This window comes from Croceivirga lutea, assembly GCF_014235875.1.
Lineage (GTDB): Bacteria > Bacteroidota > Bacteroidia > Flavobacteriales > Flavobacteriaceae > Croceivirga > Croceivirga lutea.
Genome location: NZ_JACJUK010000004.1, coordinates 305,327 through 321,510, shown reverse-complemented (window position 1 = coordinate 321,510; position 16,184 = coordinate 305,327). Strand labels below are relative to the sequence as shown.

The following is a 16,184-nucleotide window of genomic DNA, read 5'->3' as shown; positions in this document are numbered from 1 at the left end:
TTACGCTTCAAAGGTTATTAGAAGTTGTTTTTTGTTTACGGCATCTCCTTGAGCAACATCAATAGATTTTATGATACCAGCTCTTGGAGAAGAAATAACATTTTCCATCTTCATTGCTTCTAAAATTAAAAGCGAATCACCTTCATTTACTTCTTGACCAACAGTGACAGAAATTTCTAAAATAAGGCCAGGCATAGGAGCTTGTATATTGCTTACCATACTTGCTGAATTTAATTGAAATCCCATTTCTTCAATACGTAAATCAACAGCGTTTTTGATAGCAACAACGTATTTGTTGTTGTTTACTATAACTTCATAAGCACGCTTATTAAAGTCTTCATTCTCAAAACTTATATGGTAATTTTTTTGGTCTTTAACCAAATGATATGTTGAATTAGAAAGCGGTAATAAGTCTAACCCTTCAAGGTCTTCTTTGGTCAACAATACCTCAAAATCGGTATTGGCAACTACCTTGTATTTATTTTTCATATAAAGTGAACTTAAAGGCCTAAATTTAAGGATACCGTAGAGAATACATTATGAATTAAGTCATGTTTTTTTATACAAAATACTCCTAACTATGCCATTTAGTATTGCATTTGAGTTGACAAAAGATGCGGTCAAATGCGTACTTTTGAAACAAAATTTAGCCAATGCTCATCATCGGAATCGCTGGTGGAACCGGTTGTGGTAAAACAACCGTTGTAAATCAAATTGTTAACGAACTACCTGAGAACGAAGTTGTGGTGATTTCTCAAGACTCGTATTACAATGATTTGTCTCATATGACAAAAGAAGAACGTAATGCGGTAAACTTTGACCACCCCAATTCTATTGATTTTGATTTGTTAATGGAACATTTGAAACAATTGAAATCTGGAAAATCAATTGAAATTCCGGTATATTCTTTTGTGGAAGAAACCCGTTTGCCGCAAACACAGAAAACTGAACCTAAAAATGTGGTGATTGTTGAAGGTATTCTTGTTCTTGCTAACCCTGAATTACGAAAACTATTTGATATTAAAATCTTTGTTCACGCAGATTCTGATGAACGTTTAATTAGACGTTTACAGCGCGATATTAAAGAACGTGGTCATGATTTAGAAAAAGTGCTTCACAGGTATCAAACAGCAGTAAAACCTATGCATAATCAGTTCATAGAACCTTCTAAAGAATTTGCAGATATTATTATACCTAACAACCATTACAATACCGTAGCGGTAGATATTGTCAGAACAATTGTAAATCAAAAATTGTTGAATTAATGGGTTGGTCTGAGTTAAAAAAGAAAAAATGGTTCAAAATAGTAACCAACACTTATATCTTGGTACTGACCATTTTTGTGATTTGGATGACTTTTTTTGATACCAATTCATTTTTAATTCATAGAAAATTGCAGAAAGAAATTGACAAATTAGAAGAGCAAAAACAATTTCTTAAAACTGAAATTGATAAAGATAAAGAAACCCTCAAAAAGCTCTCTAACCCCAAAGAGCTAGAAAAATTTGCTCGTGAGAACTACTATCTTAAAAAGGATGGAGAAGAAATCTTTATTATAGAATACGAAGACAGCACAGCGAACAAAAATTAATAGAATTATGTCTAAAGACACTTTGTTTTCAGAATTTTCACCCGTTTCCAAAAAAGAATGGAAACAGAAAATTCAGTTTGATTTAAAGGGTGCTGATTATAATGAAACCTTGGTTTGGGAAGCTCTGGAAGGTATTAATGTAACACCGTTTTACCATAAAGAAGATATTGCTAATCAAGCAAGTTTTAAACTCCCTAAAATTCATAATTGGACTATTTGTGAACGTATTTATGCAGGTAATTCAAACCAAGCTAATACCAAAGCGGTAAGTGCTTTAGCAAAAGGAGCCCATTGTCTCTGGTTTTATAAGTTGTCTAATACCTGTAATTGGTCAGACTTGCTTACAAATATTAATCTGGCTACTACAACCATTCATTTAGAATTTGATTCATTTTCAGACGACCTTATAGAAAATCTGATTTTGTATACAAAAGACAAAAAAAATTCTATCTACTTACACCTAGATATTCTTGGCAATTTAGCCACTACTGGTAATTGGAAAATATCAAAAGATGAAGACCATAAAAGAGTAGCTGATGTACTTAAAAAAGCCGCACCAATATTTACATCAATTCTAAGTGTAAATGTTGGTAATTATCAAAATGCTGGGGCAAATACCATTCAACAACTTGCCTATGCCATGGCGCATGTAAATGAATACCTTAATCATTTTAGCTCCATTGAAAAATCAATTGTCTTTAAAGTAGCAATTGGTGGCAATTATTTTTTTGAAATCTCAAAACTACGCGCACTTCGTTGGTTATTTTCAAGTTTAGTTGAAGCCTATGATTTACCACTTACCTGTGAAATTTTAGCTTTTCCAACAAATAGAAATAAAACAATTTATGACTACAACGTAAATATGCTACGAACTACTTCTGAAAGTATGGCAGCAGTTTTAGGTGGAGCTAATGCAGTATGTAACTTTAGATATGACGAAATCTATAATAAAGACAATGAGTTTGGTGAACGTATAGCCCGAAATCAATTGCTATTATTAAAAGAAGAAAGTTATTTTGATGATGCTCTGTTTGCCGCTGAAGGCAATTATTACATTGAATGCTTAACCAAAAAGTTTGCTGAAAAAGCCTTAGAACTATTCAAGCAAATAGAAGATAGTGGCGGATTTTTAAAACAACTAAACGAAGGTACCCTACAACGTAAAATAAAAGAAAGCGCGGTTAAGGAACAACAATTGTTTGACGAAGGAAAGCTTATTGCTATTGGCACTAACAAGTACCAAAACAGTCAAGACCGTATGAAGGATAATTTGGAGCTGTACCCGTTTTTAAAAACAGATAAACGACAAACGGTAATTGAACCCATTTTACCAAAACGACTTGCTGAAGAAATTGAACAAAAAAGACTGAAAGATGAGTAGAAAAAATATCCAAAATCTACAGTTATCGAGCTTAGAAAAATCCTCAAAGGATGTTCCAAGTTTTGAACATGAGAATTTTGCGGCGGGTATTGCTCCTTTTCTGAGAGGTCCATACTCCACCATGTATGTTCGTAGACCTTGGACAATAAGACAGTATGCTGGTTTTTCAACTGCTGAAGAAAGTAATGCGTTTTATCGCAGAAATTTAAAGGCCGGTCAAAAAGGACTGTCCGTAGCTTTTGATTTACCTACCCATAGAGGATATGACAGTGATAATGAGCGTGTTGTAGGTGATGTTGGTAAAGCGGGTGTTGCTATAGATTCCGTTGAGGATATGAAAATTTTGTTTGATGGTATTCCGTTAGATAAAATGTCTGTTTCTATGACAATGAACGGTGCTGTAATTCCTGTTATGGCATTTTTTATCGTAGCGGCCCAAGAACAAGGTGTTGCCGTAAATCAGCTTACAGGCACTATTCAAAATGATATTTTAAAGGAGTTTATGGTTCGTAACACATATATTTATCCTCCTTCACCCTCCATGCTTTTGATTGCCGATATTTTTGAATATACCAGTAAACATATGCCAAGATTTAACAGCATTAGTATTTCTGGTTATCATATGCATGAAGCTGGAGCTCCTGCCGCTATTGAGATTGCTTACACACTGGCTGATGGTATTGAATATATTAGAACTGGCCTAAAAGCTGGTTTAAAAATAGATGATTTTGCACCACGTTTATCCTTCTTTTGGGGTATAGGTATGCATCATTTCACTGAAATTGCTAAAATGCGCGCTGCACGCATGCTTTGGGCAAAATTGGTTAAACCATTTCAACCTGAAAATCAAAAATCACTTATGTTAAGAACTCACTCACAAACTAGTGGATGGAGTTTAACAGAACAAAACCCTTTCAATAATGTAGCTAGAACAACTATAGAAGCTATGGCAGCAGCTTTTGGCGGTACTCAAAGCTTACACACCAATTCGTTAGATGAAGCAATTGCACTGCCAACCGACTTTTCAGCCAGAATAGCTCGAAACACACAGCTTTTTCTACAAGAAGAAACTCAAATTTGCAGAACTGTTGACCCTTGGGCAGGCAGCTATTATGTTGAGGCGTTAACTGAAGAAATAGCAAATGAAGCCTGGAAACTTATTGAAGAAGTTGAGCAACTAGGTGGAATGACAAAAGCCATTGAAGCCGGAATACCTAAAATGCGTATTGAAGAAGCCGCTGCACAAAAGCAAGCTCGTATTGATAGTGGTGAAGAAACTATTGTAGGTGTAAATAAATATGTCTTAGAAAACGAAGATGAGCTACAAACTTTAGAGGTAGATAATGTTAAAGTTAGAAAGCAACAGATTGAACGTTTACAAGCCATAAAAAGTAGTAGAATTCAAGAGGAGGTTGAAGCCGTATTATCAAAAATAACAGAGGCCTCTAATGATAAATTAAATGGTAAGAATAGTGCTAATTTACTAGCTTTAGCTGTTGAGGCTGCCCAAAAACGTGCAACGCTTGGTGAGATTAGTCTTGCCATGGAGGCCGCTTTTGGTAGACATAAAGCACAAGTAAAATCAATTTCAGGGGTGTATTCTAAAGAGATTAAAAAAGACGAAAGCTTTCTAAAAGCGGTAGAAATGGCTAATACCTTTGCTGAAAATGAAGGTAGAAGACCGCGAATAATGGTAGCGAAAATGGGACAAGATGGTCATGACCGTGGTGCTAAGGTGGTGTCTACAGCCTACGCTGATTTAGGTTTTGATGTAGATATAGGTCCCTTATTCCAAACTCCTGCCGAAGTTGCCAAGCAAGCGGTCGAAAACGATGTTCACGTACTCGGAATTTCTTCTTTAGCTGGTGGTCACAAAACTTTAGTACCAGAAGTTATTTCAGAGTTAAAAAGTTATAACAGAGAAGATATTTTAGTAATTGTTGGTGGTGTAATTCCTAGAAAAGATTACGATTATTTGTTTGAAGCTGGTGCTTCTGCGGTATTTGGTCCAGGTACTAAAATAAGTGAAACTGCAATTGAGATATTAGAATTACTATCATAATTCTATGTATTTCATTTGAGTTTAGAAGTAAACTTTAACTGGTTTTAACGTTACTAACCTCGGTTATACACGGTCTGTTAACAAAATACGTTTTTTCTAGCCAGAATTAATCGTATTTTTAGCCCCTAACTCAACTTATGTTATGGGCAAAATAATTGCTATAGCTAATCAAAAAGGTGGTGTAGGTAAAACCACTACTTCGGTTAACCTATCTGCCTCTTTAGGTGTATTGGAGAAAAAAGTACTATTAATTGATGCTGACCCCCAAGCAAATGCAACATCTGGTTTAGGAATCGATGTTGAAAGTGTAGAGCAGGGCACCTACCAATTGTTAGAGCATACCAAATCACCAAAAGAGGTTGTCGTTAAAACAGAATCGCCAAACGTAGATATCATACCTGCGCACATAGACCTTGTTGCTATCGAAATTGAATTGGTAGATAAAGACAATCGGGAATATATGCTTAAAGAGGTAATTAGAGACCTAGCTAGCGAATACGATTATATTTTAATTGATTGTGCACCTTCTCTTGGTTTGCTTACCTTAAATGCATTAACCGCTGCAGATTCTGTTATCATTCCAATTCAGTGTGAATATTTTGCACTAGAAGGCTTAGGTAAATTATTAAACACGGTTAAAAGTGTTCAAAAAATACATAACAACAATCTAGATATAGAAGGTATGTTGTTAACAATGTATGATTCAAGACTTCGATTGTCTAATCAGGTAGTAGAAGAAGTTAAAAAGCATTTTGGTGATATGGTTTTTGAAACCATCATTCAACGTAATGTAAAACTTAGTGAAGCACCTAGTTATGGCGAAAGTATTATCAAATACGATGCTAGTAGCAAAGGAGCTGCCAACTATTTGAATTTGGCTAACGAAATTTTAAATAAAAACAAGGAAAAAGTTTAATGGCGAAAGCACAAAAAAAACAGGCCCTTGGAAGAGGGCTTTCCGCTCTTTTAAAAGACCCAGATAACGATATAAAATCGGTTGGTGATAAAAATGCAGACCAAGTAATTGGTAATGTAATAGAATTGGATATTACTGCGATAGAAGTAAATCCTTTTCAACCACGAACTAATTTCAATGATGAAGCGCTAGAAGAACTGGCAAGTTCTATAAGAGAATTAGGTATTATTCAACCCATTACAGTTCGTAAGCTAGACTTTAATAAATATCAATTAGTTTCTGGTGAACGTAGGTTTAGAGCATCTAAATTGGTTGGTTTAGAAACTATACCTGCTTATATTAGAATTGCTAACGACCAAGAATCGTTAGAAATGGCGCTTGTAGAAAATATTCAGCGTCAAGACTTAGACCCTATCGAAATTGCACTTTCATATCAGCGATTAATTGATGAGATTGATATAACTCAAGAAAAACTGAGCGATAGAGTTGGTAAAAAACGTTCAACAATAACCAATTACCTACGCTTACTTAAGCTTCAGCCAGAAGTTCAAACCGCCATGAGAGATGGTCATGTTAGCATGGGGCATGGTAGAGCATTGGTAAACATAGAAAATGAAGACGACCAAATTTTCATTTTTCAAAAAATTGTAAATAACGGTCTTTCTGTAAGAGCTACTGAGAATTTGGTAAAGTCTTATAAAGAAGCTAACAATACCGTTCCTACCCAAGAAAATACACCAATCGAGAAAAAACTACCAGATTTTATTTCTAAAAACATCGATGCCATTAATGAACGTTTAGACACTGAGGTAGCTATTTCAGCTTCTGCCAACGGAAAAGGTAAAATTACCATTCCGTTTTCGTCTGAAAAAGAATTTAAGCGGCTTAAAAAAATTCTCACTGGTGCGTAAATTATGCTTATTTGTTTGTGTTCTTGTTCTTGGCCTTTCAACTAGTTTAGCTCAAGAAACAGATTCTATTCCTCCTACTAAAAAAGCGGATTCTTTAAAAGCGAATTTAAAACAAGAGGGACTTGTTATTGAAGAAGTTACCTACCAAGAAAATCCTATAAATCCGTTAGCTCCTAGTAAAGCTGCTTTTTTATCAGCTATGTTACCAGGCATGGGACAAGCCTACAATAAAAGATATTGGAAAGTTCCTATAGTTTTGGCAGCAATGGGTACGTCTATTTATGCGTATTCTTTCAACAATACAGAATATAGACGAGTAAGAACCGCCTTCAAAAGAAGGTTGGCAGGTTTTACAGACGATGAGTTTTTTGATTTAAATGGTGATGGTATTGGTCCAGATTTTTCAGAAGATGCATTGCAAGATGCACAAGAACGGTATCAAAGAGATAGAGATTTAGCCCTGTTAATAACCATTGGGCTGTATGCACTTAATATTATAGATGCTAATGTTGATGCACATTTAAAACAATACAACGTTAGTGAACAACTTGGAATGGATATTAAACCATTTCTTAATTACAACCAAGCCAATGGTCAACCTTATTACGGTTTGGCCATGCAAGTAAAATTTTAGTAAATGAAAATTGCACTTTTCGGTTACGGAAAAATGGGCAAAATGCTTGAAAAAATAGCCCTTGACCGCAATCATGAAATTGTAGCCAAAATAGATGTAGACACCACTCAAATCGACTATAATTCTATTGATGTAGCTATTGATTTTAGTACTCCAGATGCTGCATTCGAAAATATTACCAATTGTTTTAGAAATCAAGTTCCAGTAATATCAGGAACTACAGGTTGGCTACAGAATTATGATAAAGCAGTTGCAGTTTGTAAAAAAGAACAATCTGCTTTTATATACGCCTCCAATTTTAGTTTAGGTGTAAATTTATTTTTTGCATTAAATAAAAAATTGGCAGCAATGATGAATGGTGTTGCGGATTATAAAATTTCAATGGAAGAAATTCATCACACACAAAAGTTAGATGCACCTAGTGGTACTGCTATTACCTTAGCAGAGGGTATTTTAGAAAATTCTGTCTTAACAGCATGGAAACTAGATGCTAATGAAGAAGGTGTTCTTCCTATTCATTCAATCAGAGAAGGTCAAGTACCTGGAACACATACGGTTAATTATGACAGTGCTGTAGATTCTATTCAAATAAAGCATACCGCCCATGGTAGAGAGGGTTTTGCCCTTGGAGCCATCATTGCTGCTGAATGGATACACGGTAAAACTGGAGTATATAGTATGAAAGATGTGTTAAATCTAACAGAATAAGTAACAAAACCTATCTTTGAAGGTCTAATACCGAAAATTTCCTTTATGAACAGTACACAGTGGTTAATTTTCATCATTATAGTTCAAGTAATTCATTTTGCCGGAACTTGGAAACTATACGTCAAGGCTGGTAGAAAATCTTGGGAAGCTGCAGTACCAGTTTACAATGCCATCGTATTAATGCAAATTATAAAAAGACCTAAATGGTGGGTTATTCTGCTGTTTATTCCAATTATAAATTTGCTGATGTTTCCCGTTATTTGGGTGGAAACCATTAGAAGTTTTGGTCAAAATAAAACTTGGCAGACTTGGGCAGTGATTTTGTCTTTAGGTTTTTACATCTATGTTGTTAACTACACCATGGATGTTACCTATATTGAAGACCGAAGCCTAAAACCAAGAACTGGTGTTGGAGAATGGGTGAGTTCTATTGTATTTGCTGTAGTTGCAGCAACCTTTGTTCATACCTACTTTATTCAACCTTACGTTATTCCAACAGGTTCTTTGGAACGAACTTTACGTGTGGGAGACTTCTTGTTTGTAAGTAAATTTCATTACGGTGCTCGGGTACCAATGACTACCGTTGCTGCTCCCATGGTTCATGATACCTTACCTCTTGTAAAAACTAGGTCTTATCTAAACAAACCTCAGTTACCTTATATGCGGTTGCCAGGATTTGAACAACCAGAAAAAAATGATATTGTAGTTTTTAGTTGGCCCGCAGATACAGTACGTCAATTTTTTGTAAAAGAAAAGGGAGTTAAAAAACCCATTGATAAAAAATCTAACTACGTTAAGCGCTGTGTAGGTACACCAGGAGATTCTTTGGAAATTAAAGATGGAATTGTTTTTATAAACGGTAAAGAACTTCAACTTTCAGATAGGGCACGCGTAATGTACGACCACATAGTATACGCTAATAATGGTGTTTCTACACGTATTTTAAATAAAGAAACTGGTGTTGGAGCTTCAGATTATATGCGTAAGTATATAGCGGCTAATATTAACCAAACACAATACCAACAACTAACACCCTTTTTGGTAAACGTAAATCAAAGAGGTGATGGTAAAATAGAATTGTATACTCGTGAAACTGGTATTCCTACTGAAGCTATTAGAGCATTAGGGCTATCGTTAACCGAAGAAACTCCAAGACAACGTCAAGTAAATTTAACGTTGGCAATGGCTGAAGAATTACGTAAAAATCCGGCTGTGGATTCTGTGGTTGTAGCGTTAGAAAAGGCCGGTGTAGCTGGTGGTAATATTTTTCCTCAAAGCTCTATTTACAGTTGGAATAATGATAACCTAGGACCAATTTACATTCCAGAAGAGGGTAAATCTGTTAAGCTTACTCCAGAAACTTTGCCGTTATATAAAAAAATTATACGTGATTATGAAGGCAATGCTGTGGCCGTAAAAGGTAATCAGGTTTTTGTGAATGATGAAGCTGTAGATTCGTATACTTTTAAAATGGATTACTACTGGATGATGGGTGACAACAGAGACCACTCTGAAGATAGTAGAACTTGGGGTTATGTTCCCGCTAACCACATAGTTGGTAAACCTGTTTTTATCTGGATGAGTTTAGATAATTTTCCTGACGGAATTCGTTTTAACGAAAAAATTCGTTGGGATAGGGTATTTACCACAGTTAACGGTGATGGTGAACCTACCTCCTACTTTAAATACTTTTTAATAGCTCTAGCCGGTTGGTTTGTCTTTGATTTCTTTAGAAAAAAGAAAAAGCAAAAAGCTTAAGATTTTACTTTGAAAACGTTAGTGCATCCAACATATTTTCCAAGTATTGCTAACATGGCTGTTTTGGTTCAAGCGGATGTTGTTTGGGAATATCATGATAACTTTCAAAAACAGACCTATAGAAACCGTTGTTATGTCTGCACTGACCAAGGCAAGCATATGCTCAATATTCCTATTCAACATATAGGAGAAAATAACGGAAGACAACTTTACAACCAAGTACAACTAGACCACAGCACTTTTTGGAAAAAAACCCATTTAAAGACTTTGCAAACGGCTTATCGCACGTCTCCGTTTTTTGAATTTTATGAAGATGATTTGTTACCCGTTTTTGAGAAAAAATATGATTCGTTAATGGATTACAACTTTGCAACTATTGCATTTTTATGTGAAGCCATTGGTGTTGATTTTCCACAAGAAAAAACAGAATCTTTTGAACTTGAAACTACTCAGTTTAATGATGCTAGACACTTGGTAAATGCCAAAAAGCCTGTTTCTATTGTACAAGAAACTTATACCCAGGTTTTTGATGATAGGCATGATTTTGTGCCAAATTTGAGCGCATTAGACCTGTTGTTTAATAAGGGACCAGAATCTTTAGAATACCTTCAGAATATAAAGTTACCCATTAAAAATGCTTAGGTTTTTAGTGCATTATGGCATTCACTTTTTAGTGCCATTTGCGGTTGCATTACTCTTCTATAGAAAACAATGGTTTAAAGTTGCTTTGATTTTATTAGCAGGTATTCTAATAGATGTAGACCACGTTTTTGCGAATCCTATTTTTGACCCTAACCGATGCAGTATTGGTTTTCACCCCCTGCATAGTTATGTAGCTATAGCTGGCTATGTTTTGCTTTTTTTATTAGAAAAGACAAGAATTGTAGGTTTGGCTTTGCTCATTCATATTCTTGCAGATAGTGCTGATTGCCTATTGCTGAGACTTTAATTTCACTGTAGCTTTAACCGGAAAGTGGTCTGAATACACCTCAGTGAAATTTTGATGGTTTATAATGTTAAACTGGTCATCAGCTAATACAAAATCTATACGTATAGGAATGCCAAACAAACTATATGTTCTTCCAAACTGACTCCCCTTTTCTAAAAAACTGTCTTGTAAAGAACTGGAAATTGTTTTGTAAACATTAGAAAACTGAGTGTTATTAAAGTCACCAATAACAAGTACAGGAAAAGGACTAGCATCAATATAATCTCTAATTATTTTAGCTTGTGTTTCCTGTTTAATTATCGCTTGGTTTATACGTTTTACTAAACGTTTAGAATCTTCTTTCTGAAGATTGTTTACATCTGGTATTACATTATACGATTGTAAGTGTAAATTAAAAATACGTATAGTGGTTCCGTTATAATCTAAATCAGCGTAAAAAGCACCGTTATGACTATTCGGAAAAACAATACGCTCTTTATGCAAAATGGGGTATTTTGAATATAAAGAACTTACTACTCTTGCTCCTTTATTTCCGCCATCTTCAACGTCAACATATTGGTAGGGATATTCTTGTAAAATAGGATACACCTTTGATGCATATGTAGCTTCTTGTAAACAGATAATATCAGTATTCTGCTCCTCTAAAAAATCAACCACCGGAGGTCTAAACCCTTCTTTCTTATCTTCTGCTTTTATACCATAAAAATGCTTCACATTATAAGACAAAATACTTAAGCCGTCTGCATTTGTTGTTTTAGAAGATAATTTATAAAATGGCCCCATACATAAATAACCCAACAAAAGCGGTAAAACGGGTATAATAGCGTACTTACGGTCTTTGTAAAGCCAAAAAATAACTGCAAACAGATTAAGAAAAATAATGAGCTGAGTAAAAAGACTTAAAAAAGATAAGCTCGGCAAAATAGATTGTGATAAGTAATACTGCAGAACTAAGAATACTAGAACTAAAGCAATACCTATGCTCACAATTAATACGAGCTTTTTTAAAAAGGAATGTTTTTTCACCCTCTAATTTTCTTTACCAGCTTTAAACAAAAAGTCTTTTTCTGCCTTTGATAAACTCTCATAGCCAGATTTGCTAATCTTGTCTAAGATGGCGTCAATTTTCTTTTGTTTAGCAGCTTTTTCATAAGCTGCGCTAGATTTATTTTCGGTTTTTTTGTTTCTGTAAACCGTTTTTAAGGGGGATTTTTTTTCGCGTTTCTTGAATATGGAAGCAAAACTGCTCATCATGTTTTCAAAACCGCTTCCGATATCTTTACCATTAAGTAATTGTCTGGCATAAAAATAACCTAAAAAGGCACCACCAAGATGTGCAATTCTACCACCAATGTTTTCTCCGGAACCTATTTGAATTAAATCGACCAGAACAAAAAACGCTCCTAAATACCATAATTTAATATTGATAAGACCAAATAAACGTACTTCTTGGTTTGGTATATAGGCACAAATAAAAATAAGTACAGCGGTAACACCAGCAGATGCCCCTATTAAAGCGGTATTAGCACCGACCAAAGTTGGAAAAATGTTATAACTAGCTAAAAACAATAAGCCCCCTAAAATTACACCTAAGAAGTAAACGGTTAAAAAACGTTTACTATTAAAGAGATTTAGAAAGATTCGCCCGGTAAAATATAGCATAATCATATTCCAGAATACATGCCAAAACCCGGCATGAAAAAAGGCATAAGTAACTATTGACCACGGCTGGGTTAAAAAAGAACCAAGGTCTTTGGGCAACTCGAACCACGTAATTAATCCATCAAAACCTAATAATGCAGCAGCTAACCTTGCTAGAATAAATAGCACAAAATTAATGGCTATTAACTTTTCAGCAATATTTAACCGTGCAAATTGATATTGAAGATTCCCTGCCATAATTAATCCCAACGATTTTGGTTAAACTGATTCTTTTTCCAATACCACATCATTATAAAACCTATTAATGCACCACCAATATGAGCAAAATGAGCTACACCAGTATTTACACTGCTAAAACCAAAAAATAAATCGCCCAGTATAATTAAAGGAACAAAATATTTTGCTTTAATAGGAATTGGTAAGAATATCAGCATTAATTCTGCGCTAGGATACATAAAAGCAAAAGCTACCAAGATGCCATAAACCGCACCTGATGCACCTACTGCAGGTATATTAATTACCTCTGTAAAGCCCTGGCTTAAAAAATAATAGTTAGCCGCAGTATGTATTAAGGCTGCACCTATACCTGCAGAAAAATAAAAGAATAAAAACTTATTATTGCCCCAGATACGCTGTAACGGCGAACCAAACGCCCAAAGCGCATACATATTAAAGAGAATATGAAATATTCCTCCTGAATCTCTTACACCTTTTGGAAAATCATGCAAAAACATATGAGTCACCAACTGCCATATTCCAAAATTCTCATTTTCTGGAAACCACAATGCCCCATACTTATAAAACAATAGGCCAAAACCCATTGTACAAATGACAAATACTATTACATTTATTATAATGAGATGCTTAATAGCACCGCTTAATCTTCCCATTTAATTAAATCTATTTTCTAGCTCATTGTCTGCCATGGTAATATATGTTCGTTTTTTAAACGGACTTAATTGTGGTTCTTCACAACCAAAAAGATTATTTACCAAGGCTTCTTGAGCTTCTTGTTCTAAAGCTTGACCATTTTTTATAGCCATTGATTTTGCCAGATGCTTTGCTGTTAATTCTATATTAGAAAAATTGGTCTTTAGTTCCTTACTATCAAAATCTTTTATCATAGTACCTAAAACCGTACCAATATTTGCTTCGGTAAGTAAGCTAGGTATTGCACTTACAACAAGTTCTTTTTCTCGTATTTTTTGTTCTATTTTAAACCCTATTGCTGACAAGTTGTCAATAATTTCAGAAAATATCAACATTTCTGGGTCTGTAAATTGCAAACTAACAGGGAATAATAATTCTTGACTTACTACTTTACCATTAGTTAAGGTCGTTAAAAAGTTCTCGTATAACACACGTTCGTGTGCTCGATTCTGATTGATAACTACCAGAGCCGACTTAATACGAGTAACTATAAATTTATTTTTTAATTGAAAGGTAATAGCACCTCCTCCAATTTCTTTATCCTCAGATTCAAATAATTGTGTTTCTGGTAAGCTTGACTCAAATTGTACACTAGAAAAAGATGAGGACTCACCCTTAGCAACTTCGAACAAATCTTCCCATCCTTTTGATGTAGTTGTTGCTGATTTAAATGAAGTACTTCTAGGAGAAGCTTTTGAACTTGTATCTGAAAACGGATTAAAAGTTGGGTCTACCGAAACTTTTGGAAATACCGCTTGTTTCTGTTGAAATTTATACGGGGTATCTAAATTACCATCGCGTTCAAAATCTAAAACTGGCGCTACATTAAACTGACCTAAACTATGCTTAACTGCCGAACGTAAAATAGCATACAATGTCTGTTCATCATCAAATTTTACTTCGGTTTTTGTAGGATGAATATTAATATCTATTGAGCCTGTGTCTACTGTTAATTGTAAAAAATAGCCTGGTTGAAGTTCAGAACGCATGAGCCCCTCGTATGCTGCAGAAATTGAATGATGTAAATACGGACTTTTAATAAACCGTTGGTTGGCAAAAAAGAACTGCTCTCCTCTACTCTTTTTAGCATATTCTGGTTTTATTACAAAACCTTCAATTTTTACTACCTCAGTATCTTCTTTTACAGGCACCAGCCTCTCGTTCATTTTAGTTCCAAAAATGTGAACAATACGCTGTCTAAAGTTTTCTTGCGGAAGGTTAAATAATTCGCTCCCATTATGGTAATAACTAAAAGCAATATTTGAATGAATTAAAGCTACCCTATGAAATTCATCTGTGATATGTTTTAATTCAATTTGATTTGATTTTAAGAAGTTTCTTCTAGCAGGAATATTAAAAAACAAGTTTTTTACTGCTATAGAAGTTCCTTTTGGGGTTACTGCAATTTCTTGTGAAACTACGGTACTACCTTCTATTTTTAACTGCGAACCAACTTCATCAACTTCTCTTTTACTTTGTAAATCTACATGTGCAATGGCCGCAATAGAGGCAAGAGCTTCTCCTCTAAAACCTTTAGTATGTAATTGAAATAAATCTTCAGCAGATTTTATTTTTGATGTTGCATGTCTTTCAAAAGCTAAGCGTGCATCGGTCTGGCTCATGCCTAGCCCATTATCTACAACTTGTATTAATGTTTTACCGCCATCTTTTACAATAAGTTTAATCTCTGTTGCACCTGCATCAATTGCGTTCTCAAGCAATTCTTTAACTACAGAAGCTGGTCTTTGTACCACTTCACCTGCAGCAATTTGGTTGGCAACGTGGTCTGGTAAAAGTTGTATGATGTCTGTCATTAAGTTGTAAAAAATATAGACAAGTCAAAATCAATGATGAAAAGAAAACCCAGAATTAGAATTAAAATAATAACCAAAAGCCGAATTCTCATGTTTTTATCTCCTTCGCGTTTTAAATCATCAACTGCATTTGAGAATTTTCGTTTTAAGCCTCGATTACTATCTGCTGTCGTTCTAAATTGGTCAAATTTATGCTCCAGTTTATACGGACTACCCTCTCCTTTGTAGAAGCGCGGAGAATAATCAAAAGAACGGTTTTTTCTAAGTTTTAAGGGATTTCGCATACCATCATAGTCAACATTCTCAAATTTAACAATTTTGTGTGTTTGCACTTGCCCGCACATCACAAAAATTGTTAACCAAATAAATGAAAGTTATTGTGTTATGCTCCTAAACCAGCCATTTTTATTGCTGCTATAGCAGCTTCAACACCTTTATTGCCATGAACTCCGCCACTTCTTGCTTCTGCTTGAGCTAAGGTATCATCTGTGAGTACACAAAAAATTACTGGAACATCTTGCGAAACATTAAGCTCCATAATCCCCTGAGCAGTTGCTGAACAAACAAAATCAAAATGGCTAGTTTCTCCACGAATTACGCTACCAATGGCAACAATGGCATCAAAATTGTCTGATTTAAGCATTCTTCTACAGCCAGCTGGTAACTCAAAACTACCGGGAACACTCCATCGAACTATATTCGATTTTTTTACACCTACTTCTTCTAGCGCTGCTTTTGCACCATTGTACAAATTTTCAGTGATGTTAGTATTCCATTCAGAAACTACTAAACCTATTTTAAGGTTTGTTGCATCTGTTAGATTCTCTGCATCAAATTCAGATAGATTTTTTAGGCTTGTGGCCATATA

The 16,184-nt window shown here is 34.8% G+C and carries 18 protein-coding genes; 11 read left to right on the top strand and 7 right to left on the bottom strand.

Annotated features, from left to right (window positions below):
• Positions 1-489 (bottom strand): acetyl-CoA carboxylase biotin carboxyl carrier protein subunit, encoded by a 489-nt coding sequence (locus H5V42_RS09780; RefSeq protein WP_185782976.1) that lies wholly within the window; start codon positions 487-489, stop codon positions 1-3.
• Positions 490-653: 164 nt separating this feature from the next.
• On the opposite strand from H5V42_RS09780, the gene udk reads away from it, so the two are divergent.
• The 11 genes from udk to H5V42_RS09725 all read left to right on the top strand — a co-directional run bounded on the left by udk (position 654) and on the right by H5V42_RS09725 (position 10,910).
• Positions 654-1,265: a uridine kinase gene (udk, locus tag H5V42_RS09775; RefSeq protein WP_185782975.1), complete on the top strand. Its 612-nt coding sequence runs from the start codon at positions 654-656 to the stop codon at positions 1,263-1,265.
• Entirely contained in the window at positions 1,265-1,591 is a 327-nt protein-coding gene (locus tag H5V42_RS09770; protein WP_185782974.1) for an FtsB family cell division protein, read from the top strand. Before udk ends, H5V42_RS09770 begins: the two co-directional genes overlap by 1 nt.
• Positions 1,592-1,598: 7 nt before the next feature.
• The gene (locus tag H5V42_RS09765; protein ID WP_185782973.1) at positions 1,599-2,972 is read left to right on the top strand and encodes a methylmalonyl-CoA mutase subunit beta; all 1,374 of its coding nucleotides are present in this window, start codon (positions 1,599-1,601) and stop codon (positions 2,970-2,972) included.
• A complete protein-coding gene (gene scpA, locus H5V42_RS09760) occupies positions 2,965-5,034 on the top strand; it encodes a methylmalonyl-CoA mutase (protein WP_185782972.1) in 2,070 nt (689 codons plus the stop codon). The genes H5V42_RS09765 and scpA overlap by 8 nt, the downstream gene beginning before the upstream one ends.
• A gap of 142 nt (positions 5,035-5,176) precedes the next feature.
• Positions 5,177-5,950, top strand: coding sequence for a ParA family protein (locus H5V42_RS09755; RefSeq protein WP_185782971.1), 774 nt, complete (start codon positions 5,177-5,179; stop codon positions 5,948-5,950).
• Complete coding sequence (locus tag H5V42_RS09750) at positions 5,950-6,861, top strand: ParB/RepB/Spo0J family partition protein (protein ID WP_185782970.1); 912 nt, start codon at positions 5,950-5,952, stop codon at positions 6,859-6,861. Before H5V42_RS09755 ends, H5V42_RS09750 begins: the two co-directional genes overlap by 1 nt.
• The gene (locus H5V42_RS09745; protein WP_185782969.1) at positions 6,854-7,495 is read left to right on the top strand and encodes a DUF5683 domain-containing protein; all 642 of its coding nucleotides are present in this window, start codon (positions 6,854-6,856) and stop codon (positions 7,493-7,495) included. Before H5V42_RS09750 ends, H5V42_RS09745 begins: the two co-directional genes overlap by 8 nt.
• A 3-nt stretch (positions 7,496-7,498) precedes the next feature.
• On the top strand, positions 7,499-8,203 hold the full coding sequence (gene dapB / locus H5V42_RS09740) for a 4-hydroxy-tetrahydrodipicolinate reductase (protein WP_185782968.1): 705 nt from the start codon (positions 7,499-7,501) through the stop codon (positions 8,201-8,203).
• Between the two features lie 45 nt (positions 8,204-8,248).
• Positions 8,249-9,961, top strand: coding sequence for a signal peptidase I (gene lepB / locus H5V42_RS09735; protein ID WP_185782967.1), 1,713 nt, complete (start codon positions 8,249-8,251; stop codon positions 9,959-9,961).
• A 9-nt stretch (positions 9,962-9,970) separates the two neighbouring features.
• Positions 9,971-10,603: a WbqC family protein gene (locus tag H5V42_RS09730; RefSeq protein ID WP_185782966.1), complete on the top strand. Its 633-nt coding sequence runs from the start codon at positions 9,971-9,973 to the stop codon at positions 10,601-10,603.
• Complete coding sequence (locus tag H5V42_RS09725; protein WP_185782965.1) at positions 10,596-10,910, top strand: DUF6122 family protein; 315 nt, start codon at positions 10,596-10,598, stop codon at positions 10,908-10,910. The genes H5V42_RS09730 and H5V42_RS09725 overlap by 8 nt, the downstream gene beginning before the upstream one ends.
• Here H5V42_RS09725 and H5V42_RS09720 read toward each other — a convergent pair.
• The 6 genes from H5V42_RS09720 to ribH form a co-directional block, all read right to left on the bottom strand.
• On the bottom strand, positions 10,893-11,936 hold the full coding sequence (locus H5V42_RS09720) for an endonuclease/exonuclease/phosphatase family protein (protein ID WP_185782964.1): 1,044 nt from the start codon (positions 11,934-11,936) through the stop codon (positions 10,893-10,895). The two genes, H5V42_RS09725 and H5V42_RS09720, sit on opposite strands and share 18 nt — an antisense overlap.
• Before the next feature lie 3 nt (positions 11,937-11,939).
• Positions 11,940-12,809, bottom strand: a complete 870-nt coding sequence (locus H5V42_RS09715) for a rhomboid family protein (RefSeq protein ID WP_185782963.1) — start codon at positions 12,807-12,809, stop codon at positions 11,940-11,942.
• Positions 12,810-12,811: 2 nt separating this feature from the next.
• On the bottom strand, positions 12,812-13,462 hold the full coding sequence (locus tag H5V42_RS09710; protein WP_185782962.1) for a rhomboid family intramembrane serine protease: 651 nt from the start codon (positions 13,460-13,462) through the stop codon (positions 12,812-12,814).
• On the bottom strand, positions 13,463-15,316 hold the full coding sequence (gene mutL, locus H5V42_RS09705) for a DNA mismatch repair endonuclease MutL (protein WP_185782961.1): 1,854 nt from the start codon (positions 15,314-15,316) through the stop codon (positions 13,463-13,465).
• Complete coding sequence (locus H5V42_RS09700) at positions 15,316-15,600, bottom strand: riboflavin synthase subunit beta (protein WP_185783035.1); 285 nt, start codon at positions 15,598-15,600, stop codon at positions 15,316-15,318. The genes mutL and H5V42_RS09700 overlap by 1 nt, the downstream gene beginning before the upstream one ends.
• 98 nt (positions 15,601-15,698) lie before the next feature.
• Positions 15,699-16,181: a 6,7-dimethyl-8-ribityllumazine synthase gene (ribH, locus tag H5V42_RS09695; RefSeq protein WP_185782960.1), complete on the bottom strand. Its 483-nt coding sequence runs from the start codon at positions 16,179-16,181 to the stop codon at positions 15,699-15,701.
• Between the last annotated feature and the right edge of the window lie 3 nt (positions 16,182-16,184).